We start from the raw sequence: 12388 nt of genomic DNA on the forward strand, positions 1-12388 counted from the left end.
TTGTCGTGCGTGCAAAATTTGTCGTGCCTGCAAACGGCAGTCGTCCACCATGGCTGAGGCGCTCAGCTTGCCGCCGGTGCCAGCACCGCTGCGGGGCGAACGGCTGAAAGATAAAGTCGTGCTGCTTACCGGCGCCGCTCAAGGCATCGGCGAAGCCATCGTCGGCGCCTTCGCGTCGCAGCAAGCCAGGCTGATCATCAGCGATATTCAGGCCGACAAAGTCGAGCAGGTCGCCGCGCATTGGTGCCAGCAGGGTTTTGACGTGCAGGCGATCAGCGCTGACGTGTCCAGCCAGCCAGACTTGCACGCCATGGCCAGGCTGGCCGTCGAGCGTCACGGGCGCATCGACGTGCTGGTCAACTGCGCCGGGGTCAACGTGTTCCGCGATCCGTTGCAAATGACCGAGGAGGATTGGCGTCGCTGCTTCGCCATCGATCTCGACGGCGCCTGGTTTGGCTGCAAAGCCGTGCTGCCACAAATGATCGAGCAGGGCGTCGGCAGCATTATCAATATTGCCTCGACCCATTCCAGCCACATCATTCCCGGCTGCTTCCCGTACCCGGTGGCCAAACACGGCTTGCTCGGCCTGACCCGCGCGCTCGGCATCGAATACGCGCCGCAGGGCATTCGCGTCAACGCCATCGCGCCGGGCTACATCGAAACCCAACTCAATGTCGATTACTGGAACGGTTTCGCCGACCCGCACGCCGAGCGTCAGCGCGCCTTTGATTTGCACCCGCCACGGCGTATCGGGCAACCGATGGAAGTGGCGATGACAGCGGTGTTCCTGGCCAGCGATGAAGCGCCGTTCATCAATGCCTCGTGCATCACCATCGATGGTGGTCGTTCGGTCATGTATCACGACTGAACAGACGCGATCAGGCGCAAAGCTCCGTCTGAAATCCAATCATCATACGATATGACTATTTGCTACATGTTTTGACCGCTGTACCGATTTTCAAATAACGCTCAAAAAAAATAACAAGGAGTCAGCTTATGAATCGTCGTCGTGGGATCCGTTCCCTGTGCTGTGCCGCTCTGGCGGTTACCGCGGTCAGCCTGAGCAGTACGCTGCTGGCGGCCGAAGAAGTGAAGATCGGGTTTCTGGTCAAACAGGCTGAAGAGCCCTGGTTCCAGACCGAATGGGCCTTCGCCGAAAAGGCCGGCAAGGACAAGGGCTTCACCGTGATCAAGATCGCCGTGCCTGATGGCGAAAAAACCCTCTCCGCCATCGACAGCCTCGCGGCCAACGGCGCCAAAGGCTTCGTCATCTGCCCGCCAGACGTCGGCCTCGGCCCGGCGATCGTTGCCAAGGCCAAAGCCAACGGCTTGAAAGTGATCGCCGTCGATGACCGCTTTGTCGATGCCAGCGGCAAATTCATGGAAGACGTGCCATACCTCGGCATGGCCGCATTCGAAGTCGGCCAGAAGCAGGGCGCGGCGATGGTCACCGAAGCGAAAAAACGCAACTGGGACTGGAAAGAAACCTACGCCGTCATCAACACCTTCAACGAACTCGACACCGGCAAAAAACGCACCGACGGTTCGGTCAAAGCCCTCGAAGACGCAGGCTTCCCGAAAGACCACATTCTCTACGCCGCGCAGAAAACCCTCGACGTACCGGGCAGCATGGACGCCACCAACTCGGCGTTGGTGAAACTGCCGGGCGCGGCGAAAAACCTGATCATCGGCGGCATGAACGACAACACCGTGCTGGGCGGCGTGCGCGCCACCGAAAGCGCCGGGTTCACGGCGGCCAACGTGATCGGCATCGGCATCAATGGCACTGACGCCATCGGCGAACTGAAAAAGCCTAACAGCGGCTTCTTCGGCTCGATGCTGCCGAGCCCGCACATCGAGGGCTACAACACCGCCGTGATGATGTACGAGTGGGTCACCACCGGCAAAGAGCCGCCGAAATACACCGCCATGGACGACGTGACGCTGATCACTCGCGACAACTTCAAGCAGGAATTGGAAAAAATCGGCCTGTGGAACTGAAGGCCGGTTGATTTCATCGGCGGCCCTGGCGACGGGGCTGCCTGATTTGTGTGATGAGGTGGTTATGCAAGCGCAAACACAACGACAAGAACAACAAGAACACATCGGCGGCAGCTTGCGCTTCAACGGGATCGGCAAGACTTTTCCCGGGGTGAAGGCGCTCGACGGCATCAGCTTCGTCGCGCATCCGGGGCAAGTGCATGCCTTGATGGGCGAAAACGGCGCCGGCAAATCGACATTGTTGAAAATCCTCGGCGGTGCGTACATCCCGAGCAGCGGCAACCTGCAGGTCGGCGAACAGACGATGGCCTTCAAGTCCACCGCCGACAGCATCGCCAGCGGCGTCGCGGTGATTCACCAGGAGCTGCATCTGGTGCCGGAAATGACGGTCGCCGAGAACCTATTTCTCGGCCATCTGCCCGCCAGTTTCGGCCTGATCAATCGCGGCACACTGCGCCAGCAAGCGTTGAATTGCCTGAAAGGTCTGGCCGACGAAATCGATCCGCAAGAGAAGGTCGGGCGCCTGTCGCTCGGCCAGCGCCAATTGGTCGAAATCGCCAAGGCGTTGTCGCGTGGCGCGCATGTGATCGCGTTCGACGAACCGACCAGCAGCCTCTCGGCGCGTGAGATTGATCGTTTGATGGCGATCATCGGGCGTCTGCGCGATGAGGGCAAAGTGGTGCTTTACGTCTCGCATCGCATGGAAGAAGTGTTCCGCATCTGCAACGCGGTGACGGTGTTCAAGGACGGCCGTTTCGTGCGCACGTTCGACAACATGAGCGAGCTGACCCACGACCAGTTGGTCACCTGCATGGTCGGTCGCGACATTCAGGACATCTACGATTACCGCCCGCGCCAACGCGGCGCCGTGGCGCTGAAAGTCGAAGGTCTACTCGGCCCAGGCCTGCGTGAGCCGGTGAGTTTCGAGGTGCACAAAGGCGAGATTCTCGGGTTGTTCGGTTTGGTCGGGGCAGGGCGCACCGAGCTGTTTCGCATGCTCAGCGGCCTGACCCGCAACACTGGCGGACGCCTGGAATTGCGCGGCCACGAACTGAAGTTGCGCTCGCCTCGCGATGCGATTGCCGCGGGAATTCTGCTGTGCCCGGAAGATCGCAAGAAGGAGGGCATCATGCCGCTCTCCAGCGTCGCCGAGAACATCAACATCAGTGCGCGCGGCGCGCATTCGACCTTCGGTTGCCTGTTGCGCGGCTTGTGGGAAAAGGGCAACGCCGACAAGCAGATCGCCGCGCTGAAAGTGAAAACACCGAGCGCGGCGCAGAAAATCATGTACCTGTCCGGCGGCAATCAGCAGAAGGCCATTCTCGGTCGCTGGTTGTCGATGCCGATGAAAGTCCTGCTGCTCGACGAACCCACGCGCGGCATCGATATCGGCGCCAAAGCCGAGATTTACCAGATCATCCACAACCTCGCCGCCAGCGGCATCGCGGTGATTGTGGTGTCCAGCGACTTGATGGAAGTCATGGGCATTTCCGACCGCATCCTGGTGCTGTGCGAAGGCGCGATGCGCGGCGAACTGTCCCGCGACGAGGCCAATGAATCCAACCTGCTGCAACTGGCTTTGCCGCGCCAACGCGCTGACGGCGTGGCGAACTGAGAGGTGACTATGATGACAACCCAAAACAACGCGCTGCCAACCGAGCGTAAACCCCTGGACATGCGCCGTTTCCTCGACGATTGGGTCATGCTGCTGGCGGCCATCGGCATCTTCGTGGCCTGTACGTTGCTGATCGATAACTTCCTTTCGCCGCTGAACATGCGCGGTCTGGGCCTGGCGATTTCCACCACCGGCATCGCCGCGTGCACCATGTTGTATTGCCTGGCGTCCGGGCATTTCGACTTGTCGGTGGGTTCGGTGATTGCCTGCGCCGGCGTGGTCGCGGCGGTGGTGATGCGTGACACCGACAGCGTGTTCCTTGGCGTCGGGGCTGCGCTGTTGATGGGCCTGATCGTCGGGTTGATCAACGGCATCGTCATCGCCAAATTGCGCGTGAACGCGCTGATCACGACGTTGGCGACGATGCAGATCGTCCGCGGCCTGGCCTATATTTTTGCCAACGGCAAAGCAGTCGGCGTGTCGCAGGAGCAGTTCTTCGTGTTCGGCAACGGCCAGTTGTTCGGCGTGCCGGTTCCAATCCTGATCACCATCGTCTGCTTTCTGTTTTTCGGCTGGTTGCTGAACTACACGACTTACGGGCGCAACACCATGGCCATCGGCGGCAATCAGGAAGCGGCGCTGCTGGCCGGGGTCAATGTCGACCGCACCAAGATCATCATCTTCGCCGTGCACGGTTTGATCGGTGCGCTGGCCGGGGTGATCCTCGCGTCGCGCATGACTTCCGGGCAGCCGATGATCGGCCAGGGTTTTGAGCTGACGGTGATCTCGGCTTGCGTGCTGGGCGGCGTGTCGCTGAGCGGCGGGATCGGGATGATTCGGCACGTGATTGCCGGGGTGCTCATTCTGGCGATTATCGAAAACGCGATGAACCTGAAGAACATCGATACGTTTTATCAGTACGTGATTCGCGGTTCGATTCTGTTGCTGGCGGTGGTGATTGACCGACTGAAACAACGCTGAGATCAAGAGCCACCCCTCACCCCAACCCTCTCCCCATAGGGGAGAGGGGGAAAGGGAGCAGATCTTCATCGCTTTCAAATCTTGAATTCGACTCGGACTTTCAGGTCGCAGTAAATCCTTCAAATACCTCGGTCAGCCCCCTCTACCCCTTGGGGAGAGGGGGAAGGGAGCAGATCTTCATCGCTTTCAAATCCTGAATTCGGCTCGAACTTTCAGGTCGCAGTAAATCCATCAAACACCTCGGTCAGCCCCCTCTACCCCTTGGGGAGAGGGTTGGGGTGAGGGGTGGATTTACCTGACTCCCCGCAGATTGAAAGCCACCTCCTGTCACCTCTCTGAAATATCTCTTGCTCGTCCGGCCCTGTTTCGGTTATCACCTTGTACATGATTAGACAGGTCCGATTTGACAAGAAACAACGGGTGGTCGACGAGCTTATCCGGCGCATCGAAAGCGGCCTCATGGAGGACGGTTTCCTGTTGCCCGGCGAGCATCAATTGGCTCAAGAATTCCAGGTGAGCCGAGGCACGCTGCGTGAAGCGCTGGCCGAACTGAAACGGCGCAATTACATCGCCACGCAAAGCGGGGTCGGCTCGATCGTCACTTTCGATGGCGTGGTGCTCGATCAGCACAGCGGTTGGGCGCAAGCGCTGGCGGACAGCGGGGCGCTGGTCAACACCGAAGTGCTGCGGCTCGAAGCGGTCGATCGTCCTGACTTGCTGCCGCGCTTCGGCACCGAAAAATTCATCACCCTCGACCGCCGGCGCCGCGCCAATGATGGCACGCTGGTGTCGCTCGAACGCTCGTTGATTCCCGCCACCGGCACCCTGGAAAGCCTGCCGCGCGTCGGCCTGATCGACAACTCACTGACCATTACCCTGGCCGCCTACGGCTACATCGGCGAACGCGGCGATCAGTGGATCGGCGCCGAACCGCTGAGCGCCGACGACGCCGAACTGCTCGGTCGCGCGCCCGGCACAGTATTTCTCAAAGCCCTGCGCACCACGTATGACCGTCAGGGCCGGTTCATGGAACAGGTCGAAAGCTTGCTCGACCCGGTGCACTTCCGCCTGCACCTGCAATTTGGAGAATCAAAATGACTGCGCTCAATCGTGCCTTGGGCGCTTTCTATGGTTTGGCGTTGGGCGACGCCCTCGGCATGCCCACGCAATCGCTGAGCCGTGCCGAGATCCAGGCGCGGTTCGGCGAAATCACCGACCTGGAAGATGCCGGCCCCGACCAACCGATCGCCGCCAATATGCCCAAAGGCTCGATCACCGATGACACCGAACAGGCGATCCTGGTCGGTCAGTTGCTGATCGAAGGCGAGGGCCGGATCGAACCGGCTGTGCTCGCGCAACGCCTGATCGAATGGGAGGCCGAGATGCAGGCCAAGGGCTCGCAGGATCTGCTCGGGCCTTCGACCAAACGCGCAATCGAGATGATTCTCGCCGGCCATTCGCCGGAAGAATCCGGGCGCTACGGCACCACCAACGGCGCGGCGATGCGCATTACCCCGGTCGGCATCGCGGCGGATGTCGCCGATCCGCAACGCTTCATTCAAGCCGTGGTACAGGCCTGCCAAGTCACGCACAACACCACGCTGGGGATTTCCAGCGCGGCGGCGGTGGCGGCGGTGGTGTCGGCCGGCGTCAACGGCATGGACCTCGGCGAGGCGTTGAACCTGGGCATGCAAATCGCCCAACAAGCGGAAAGCCACGGGCACTGGGTCGCGGGCGGCAAAATTGCCTCGCGGATCAGTTGGGCGCGGACCATCAGCATCGACAGCGACAAAGCCTTGCTCGCCGATTTGCTCTACGACGTGATCGGCACTTCGGTGGCTTCGCAGGAATCGGTGGTGGTCTCGTTCGCGCTGGCGCAGCAAGTGGCGATCGGGGAAATGAATGCGTTTGAAGCGCTGTGCATGGCCGCCAGCCTGGGCGGCGACACGGACACCATCGCAGCGATTCTCGGCGCCATGCTCGGGGCCTGCCTGGGTCTGGAGAGCTGGCCGGTGGCGTTGATCGACAAGGTCAAAAGCGTCAATGGCCTGGAGCTGCAACCGTTGGTGCAGGGGCTGTTGGCCTTGCGTTGACTGGGCGGGCCTCATCGCGAGCAAGCTCGCTCCCACACTGGATCTGCAAACGACACAAATCCCCTGTAGGAGTGAGCCTGCTCGCGATAGCCGCACCGCCTACCTGAATTTTCACCCGCAACGGAACGCACCCATTCGGCCCGGACGGCCGGGATGTCATCGCGTCTTCGAAAATGCCTACAACCACAAAAATGGCAACAGGAGCATCCTTCATGAGTTCAACCAACGCCGGGCAAAGCGCCGGGCAACTGGAAACCCGCGGCATCGAACCGGTGCCCGAAAGTGAGTGCAACGGGCATCCGCTGCAACTGTTCTGGGTCTGGTTTGCCGCCAACATCTCGATTCTCGGCTTGCCGCTGGGCGCCACCCTGGTCGCGTTTCGCGGCTTGGCGATCTGGCAGGCGATCATCGTCGCGATCCTCGGCGCCGCCGGCTCGTTCACCGTGGTCGGGATCATCTCCATCGCTGGCCGACGTGGCCGCGCGCCGAGCCTGACCCTATCGCGCGCTATCTTCGGCGTGCGCGGCAACATCGGCCCGACCGTGGTTTCGCTGATGTCGCGCCTCGGTTGGGAAACCGTCAACACCACCACCGCCGCGTTCGTGTTGCTGTCGCTGTGCTCGATCCTGTTCGGCTCGCCGGTACAGGCGAAAAGCGCGCCGGTGCTGACGCTGATCTTCATCGCGATCTTCGTGTTGCTGACCTTGTCCGTCTCCGGCCTCGGCCACGCGACGCTGCTGGTGATCCAGAAGTGGGCGACTTACGTGTTCGGCGCGCTGAACATTCTGGTCGGTGGTTTTCTCTGCGCGACCATCGACTGGAGCGCGGTGTTCAACGCCACCCCGGCGCCACTGAGCGCGATGATCATCGGCGTCGGCACCATGGCCGCCGGCACTGGCATCGGTTGGGCGAATGCTGGCGCAGACATGTCGCGCTACCAGCATAAAAGCGTCAAAGCCATGCGCCTGGTCGCTTCGGCGGCGTTCGGCGCGGGGATTCCGCTGGTGTTGCTGATCACCCTCGGCGGTTTACTGTCGGTCGGCAACAGCGACTTGGCGCAAGCCACTGACCCGATCATCGCGATCCGCGACATGCTGCCGACCTGGATGGCCGTGCCGTACCTGATCACCGCGTTCGGCGGGTTGCTGCTGTCGAACAACCTGTCGGTGTACTCGGCCGGCCTGACCACGCTGACCCTTGGCTTGAAGGTGCCGCGCGTGTACGCGGTGGTGGTCGATATCGTCGCGATTTTCGCCGGTTCGATTTACTTCATGCTGATCGCCGACAGCTTCTACGGCCCGTTCATTACCTTCATTTCCCTGCTGGCGGTGCCGATCACCGCGTGGGTCGGGATCTTCGTCGTTGACCTGATTCACCGTCATTACTACAGCCCGACCGACTTGCTGGACGTCAGCCCGAGCAGCGCTTATTGGTATCGCGGCGGCGTCGAGTGGCGGGCGTTCGGCGCGTGGGCGGTGGCAATTGTGCTGGGTTTCAGTTTCACCACCATTGGCACCACCGCTGAAAATATCTGGTTCCGCGGCGTCCTGTCCGACTCGTGGCTGGGGCATAACGGCCTCGGCTGGGTGGTGACGTTTTTGGTCGCCGGCGGGATCTATTTTGTACTCGGCGGGGCCAGGGATCGTCGCGCTGCACTGAACGAGAATGCTCATGCCTAAACTGTTGCACACCGGCCAGGTCATCATCGATCTGGTCATGGCCGTGGATAAATTGCCCCAGGCCGGCGGCGATGTGTTGGCGCAATCCGCCAGTTTCGAGGCCGGTGGCGGTTTTAATGTGATGGCCGCCGCGCAGCGTAATGGTTTGCCGGTGGTCTACCTCGGCCGGCATGGCACCGGGCGTTTTGGCGATCTGGCGCGCGAGGCGATGCAGGCTGAAGGCATTCAGATCGGCATCGCCGCGAAAGCCGAGCGCGACACCGGTCTGTGCGTCGCGGTCACTGATGCGTCGGCGGAACGCAGTTTCATTTCCTACATCGGCGCCGAGGGCGAGCTGAACGCTGAGGATCTGGCCGGTGTTGCCGCCGAGGCGGGGGATTACGTGTATGTCAGCGGCTATAGCTTGCTGCACGTCGGCAAGGCGCAGGCGTTGGTCGATTGGGTGCTGAGCTTGCCGAAGGCGATCAAGGTGATTTTTGATCCGGGCCCGCTGGTGGCTTCGCCAGATGAGCCGCTGATGAATGCGCTGCTGCCGCGCATTGATCTGTGGACCAGCAACACTGTCGAGGCCCTGCGTTTTACCGGCGCATCGGACATTGCCGAAGCATTGACGCGCCTGGCGCAGCATCTGCCGGCCGAAGTGTTGATGGTAGTGCGCGATGGGCCGCAGGGTTGCTGGATCAGTCAAAGTGGCGAACGTCAGCATGTGCCAGGGTTCAAGGTTGAAGCGGTGGACAGCAATGGCGCCGGGGATGCGCACGCCGGGGTGTTTGTCGCCGGATTGGCGCAAGGTCTGCCGGCGCTCGAAGCGGCACGCCGGGCGAATGCGGCTGCGGCGCTGGCCGTGACGCGCTGGGGGCCGGCGACGGCGCCGGGTTCGGTTGAGGTGGATGCGCTGATCCGCGAGGCGGGCGCCGACTGAGCGCACGCCTTCGCGGGCAAGCCTTGCTCCTACAGGGATTTGCGGTGCGCGTGGGCCAGATCTGGATCGAGGCCATTTGCTATCCCGTAGGAAAATTCGCACAATACGCGCCCCCAGGATGGGGACGCGTCTGACAACCTGTCAGGCCATTTCTTACACTCAAGGAGCGAGTCCCCGTTGCAATCCTCCCCCGTAAGCCCCCCTTTAGCCCCTAAATACCACCCCGGCAAGCCATGCATGGCCCGCCGCGTTTTTTTATGGAAGAGAAGTTTTTATGGAACAGAAAGTGAATTTCCGGATGATGTTTGCCGCGACGCTGGTCGCCGCTTCGGTGTTGCTTGCCGGTTGCGGAGATAAAAAGCCCGAAGCGACCGCCAGTGCCGAGCCTGGCCAAAGCGCCGCCGAGCAGCTGCAAATCGAAAAGTACAATCTGTACGTCGAAGTGGCTAACAGCCTGACCACGTCGTTCTCCGAAGCGCAGGAAAACTACCTGACCGGGCAAATGCCGCTGCTGGAAGGCAAGGAAGCGCCGACGTCGATGCGAATCGAGAACGACATCTGGGTTGATCGCTCGGCGAAAAACCTCGATACCGCGCTGGCCATCGACACCCCGATTGTGGAAATCGATGCCGCTGCCAAAGACTTCTCCGCTGCGCTGAAAACCTTGTCGCCGTTGAGCCATGAGCTGAACAACTACGCCGACTCCAAGGGCTACCTGGCTGACAACGGCGACAAGGCGCGTGCGTTGAGCAAGGATTACCTGGCGGCGCTGACCGTGGTCGCGGAGAAGGAACAGGCGTTCTACAAAGGCTTGGGCGATCGTGATCAGGCACTGACCAAGGAAGCGTTCGAAAAAGCGCCGAAGGACAGCGCCGAGTACTACCGCGCCGGGATGATCTACTACGGCAAGGTCAACAGCTCCGATGCCAGCGAGTTGTTCGCCGCACCGAACGACGCCAAGGCTCTGGAGGCTTTCGAGAAGTCCCTGGCGCAAGTGGCTGAAACCGCTGACGGCTGGAACAAGAAAATCACCGAGCAGTCGGCCAAGTCCGGCAAGAGCTGCAGCGGCGGCATGATGGAAATCAACGATTTCATCGGCCAGTCGCGTTCGCTGATCAAAGACGTCAAGGATGGCAAGTACAAGGGCGAAGAAACCCAGATGGCGCGCATGACGCATTCGACTATTCGTGATGCGGCGATGCGCTACAACGGTAAGTATTCGAAAGTGATCGACCGGTTTAATTACCCGCTGTGCTGAGGGTTAAACCTTTAGTTACGAGCTGTCAGGCCTGACGCCTTCGCGGGCAAGCCTCGCTGCTACAGGGGTTGTGCGTTATGCAATCCGCATGTCGCACGATCTCTGTAGGAGCGAGGCTTGCCCGCGAAGGGGCCATCAAAACCTACAAAAAAATCGCAGCCCCGCGGGACTGCGATTCTGGATCAAGCGATTTAGCTGTCCAGCTTGCGCGCCGCTTCGACGCCCGCAGCACTCAACTTGATCGGCAGGTTCAGCGAATGTTCGCCGGCCTCATTGCACGTGACATGGCCGTGGTGGATCAGCCCGCGATCCTGCAGGGCGGCGAGGGCGCTGGCCACGACTTTTTCCCCCCGGTAATTGTCCAGAACCTCCTTGCCCAAACCACTTGGGTGAGCGTGCAGCAGGCGGGTCAATACTTCTTTTTCCAGGTTTTTATCAACGTTCATGGATACCTCTTCATGGATGTGGATAGGGTGTGGCTATAAAACAGGGTGTGGATGTGAATCAAGTGTTGCGGCGCTCGCGTCGGCGAACTATTTGCCCGCACCTTCCGAGCCCGAACCACCGGTGGTGGTTTTCGAGCTGGTGCCGGTGCCGGCATTATCGGATGCACCGGTCTCCGGCATGCCTGCTCCGCCCTGGCGGCCAGTGTCGTTGCCTTTCAGACGCGGGTCGGTGCCCGTGGCAGGTGGCATGCTGCTGTCAACGCCGGAGCCGTCAGTGTTCAAGCCTGGCGCAGTTTGCAGCGCAGGAGCCTTGGGTTTCTCGACCGGGTCGGTCGGGCCGGTGCCGGAAGTAGCGGTGGCGGCGAACGCGCCGGTGGACAGCAGAGCAGCGAGAGCGAGAGTAGTCAGCCTGGACATGATCATGGTGTCGTCTCCTAATTATTCGAGTCCTTACCTGATATTGGTCCGCCGCGGTTTTCGATTGGTGCCTGATGAGCGACGAACGGTAGGTTGGGCGCGCGCTGAAAACAGCCTCAGGCAACGCCGATTTCTTCCTTGAACAACTCCATGAAACCCTTGAGTCGCTGGTGCCGAAGCTGCGCCAGATGTTGCCCGGTGGGCGTCTGGAAACCGTCCGCCAGGTGCAGCAGTTTTGTCTGGAAATGATCGAGGCAAAAGCGCTTGTCGTCGTAGTCCCTTGCCTTGGCCTCGGGGTCGAAGGGGTCGTACAGCGCGCTGCCCATGCGCCCGGCGGTGTAGAACGTTCTGGCCACGCCAAGCATGCCGAGTGAGTCGAGGCGGTCGGCATCCTGGACGATTTTTGCTTCGAGGGTGGTCGGCGTGATGTTGGCGGAAAAGCTGTGCGCTTCGATGGCATGGTTGACCGCGCTGACCTCGGCGGCTGGCCAATCCAGCGAGGTGAGCAGGGCGCTGGCTTTCTCCGCCGCCAGCCGGGAAGCCTGGGAGCGCAGCGGCGAATTCTTCTCGACCGCCACGCAGTCATGCAGCAACGTCGCGGCGAGCATCACCGGCAAATCCCCACCTTCCTGCGCCTGAATAAGGCGCACGTTGTGCCACACGCGCTGCAAGTGCGACAAGTCATGTGCGCCGTCCTCGCCGGGTTCCAGCGCGTGGGGCAGCAGCGTGTCGGCAAGCGATTGCAGTGGGGCGAAAGCGGTGTCAGTCATGAAATCCTTTCCGGAATTGAAAGCGCATTGACAGCGAGCGAGCTTGCTCGCGCTGAGTCGCACAAGGCGACCGGTTTTATGCAACGTGGTATTTCACTGGCCACGGCGCTGCCCATCATACGGCTGCTGCGCAACTGACGGCAGCCAGCTCCCTCGCCACAGCTTGATCGGCGACTTAATATGGCGTTTTCCTCTGCAGACAAGGC

At 61.0% G+C, this 12388-nt stretch carries 12 protein-coding genes; 9 read left to right on the plus strand and 3 right to left on the minus strand.

The annotated features are described in order from the left end of the window. Positions 1–49 precede the first annotated feature (49 nt). From BLU01_RS21560 to BLU01_RS21600, 9 genes are all read left to right on the plus strand, one after another. Entirely contained in the window at positions 50–868 is an 819-nt protein-coding gene (locus BLU01_RS21560) for an SDR family oxidoreductase (protein WP_092279294.1), read from the plus strand. Between the two features lie 128 nt (positions 869–996). Continuing rightward, a complete protein-coding gene (locus BLU01_RS21565) occupies positions 997–2001 on the plus strand; it encodes a substrate-binding domain-containing protein (RefSeq protein ID WP_092279296.1) in 1005 nt (334 codons plus the stop codon). A gap of 64 nt (positions 2002–2065) precedes the next feature. After that, on the plus strand, positions 2066–3616 hold the full coding sequence (gene araG / locus BLU01_RS21570) for an L-arabinose ABC transporter ATP-binding protein AraG (RefSeq protein WP_092279298.1): 1551 nt from the start codon (positions 2066–2068) through the stop codon (positions 3614–3616). Positions 3617–3628: 12 nt separating this feature from the next. Further along, positions 3629–4597 (plus strand): L-arabinose ABC transporter permease AraH, encoded by a 969-nt coding sequence (araH, locus tag BLU01_RS21575; RefSeq protein ID WP_092281686.1) that lies wholly within the window; start codon positions 3629–3631, stop codon positions 4595–4597. A 384-nt stretch (positions 4598–4981) separates the two neighbouring features. Further along, entirely contained in the window at positions 4982–5695 is a 714-nt protein-coding gene (locus tag BLU01_RS21580; RefSeq protein ID WP_092279300.1) for a GntR family transcriptional regulator, read from the plus strand. Next, entirely contained in the window at positions 5692–6690 is a 999-nt protein-coding gene (locus BLU01_RS21585; RefSeq protein ID WP_092279302.1) for an ADP-ribosylglycohydrolase family protein, read from the plus strand. The genes BLU01_RS21580 and BLU01_RS21585 overlap by 4 nt, the downstream gene beginning before the upstream one ends. A 212-nt stretch (positions 6691–6902) precedes the next feature. After that, on the plus strand, positions 6903–8369 hold the full coding sequence (locus BLU01_RS21590; protein ID WP_092279304.1) for a purine-cytosine permease family protein: 1467 nt from the start codon (positions 6903–6905) through the stop codon (positions 8367–8369). Beyond that, positions 8362–9291 (plus strand): PfkB family carbohydrate kinase, encoded by a 930-nt coding sequence (locus tag BLU01_RS21595; RefSeq protein ID WP_092279306.1) that lies wholly within the window; start codon positions 8362–8364, stop codon positions 9289–9291. Before BLU01_RS21590 ends, BLU01_RS21595 begins: the two co-directional genes overlap by 8 nt. Before the next feature lie 274 nt (positions 9292–9565). Next, positions 9566–10549 carry a DUF3829 domain-containing protein gene (locus BLU01_RS21600; RefSeq protein WP_231987097.1) on the plus strand — a complete coding sequence of 328 codons (984 nt, stop codon included), beginning with the start codon at positions 9566–9568 and terminating at the stop codon, positions 10547–10549. Between the two features lie 191 nt (positions 10550–10740). Here BLU01_RS21600 and BLU01_RS21605 read toward each other — a convergent pair whose 3' ends face one another. The 3 genes from BLU01_RS21605 to BLU01_RS21615 form a co-directional block, all read right to left on the minus strand. After that, complete coding sequence (locus BLU01_RS21605; RefSeq protein WP_092279308.1) at positions 10741–10995, minus strand: hypothetical protein; 255 nt, start codon at positions 10993–10995, stop codon at positions 10741–10743. An 87-nt stretch (positions 10996–11082) separates the two neighbouring features. Continuing rightward, the gene (locus tag BLU01_RS21610; RefSeq protein ID WP_092279310.1) at positions 11083–11418 is read right to left on the minus strand and encodes a hypothetical protein; all 336 of its coding nucleotides are present in this window, start codon (positions 11416–11418) and stop codon (positions 11083–11085) included. Between the two features lie 110 nt (positions 11419–11528). Continuing rightward, the gene (locus BLU01_RS21615; RefSeq protein ID WP_092279312.1) at positions 11529–12182 is read right to left on the minus strand and encodes an HD domain-containing protein; all 654 of its coding nucleotides are present in this window, start codon (positions 12180–12182) and stop codon (positions 11529–11531) included. Between the last annotated feature and the right edge of the window lie 206 nt (positions 12183–12388).

Origin of the sequence: Pseudomonas prosekii (assembly GCF_900105155.1) — a bacterium.
GTDB classification, from domain to species: Bacteria; Pseudomonadota; Gammaproteobacteria; order Pseudomonadales; family Pseudomonadaceae; genus Aquipseudomonas; species Aquipseudomonas prosekii.

Coding starts and splice junctions, on each gene's coding strand:
- BLU01_RS21580 (WP_092279300.1), top strand. CDS start 4,982: ATGATTAGACAGGTCCGATTTGACAAGAAACAACGGGTGGTCGACGAG.
- BLU01_RS21585 (WP_092279302.1), top strand. CDS start 5,692: ATGACTGCGCTCAATCGTGCCTTGGGCGCTTTCTATGGTTTGGCGTTG.
- BLU01_RS21605 (WP_092279308.1), bottom strand. CDS start 10,995: ATGAACGTTGATAAAAACCTGGAAAAAGAAGTATTGACCCGCCTGCTG.
- BLU01_RS21590 (WP_092279304.1), top strand. CDS start 6,903: ATGAGTTCAACCAACGCCGGGCAAAGCGCCGGGCAACTGGAAACCCGC.
- BLU01_RS21565 (WP_092279296.1), top strand. CDS start 997: ATGAATCGTCGTCGTGGGATCCGTTCCCTGTGCTGTGCCGCTCTGGCG.
- araG (WP_092279298.1), top strand. CDS start 2,066: ATGCAAGCGCAAACACAACGACAAGAACAACAAGAACACATCGGCGGC.
- BLU01_RS21560 (WP_092279294.1), top strand. CDS start 50: ATGGCTGAGGCGCTCAGCTTGCCGCCGGTGCCAGCACCGCTGCGGGGC.
- BLU01_RS21610 (WP_092279310.1), bottom strand. CDS start 11,418: ATGATCATGTCCAGGCTGACTACTCTCGCTCTCGCTGCTCTGCTGTCC.
- araH (WP_092281686.1), top strand. CDS start 3,629: ATGACAACCCAAAACAACGCGCTGCCAACCGAGCGTAAACCCCTGGAC.
- BLU01_RS21615 (WP_092279312.1), bottom strand. CDS start 12,182: ATGACTGACACCGCTTTCGCCCCACTGCAATCGCTTGCCGACACGCTG.
- BLU01_RS21600 (WP_231987097.1), top strand. CDS start 9,566: ATGGAACAGAAAGTGAATTTCCGGATGATGTTTGCCGCGACGCTGGTC.
- BLU01_RS21595 (WP_092279306.1), top strand. CDS start 8,362: ATGCCTAAACTGTTGCACACCGGCCAGGTCATCATCGATCTGGTCATG.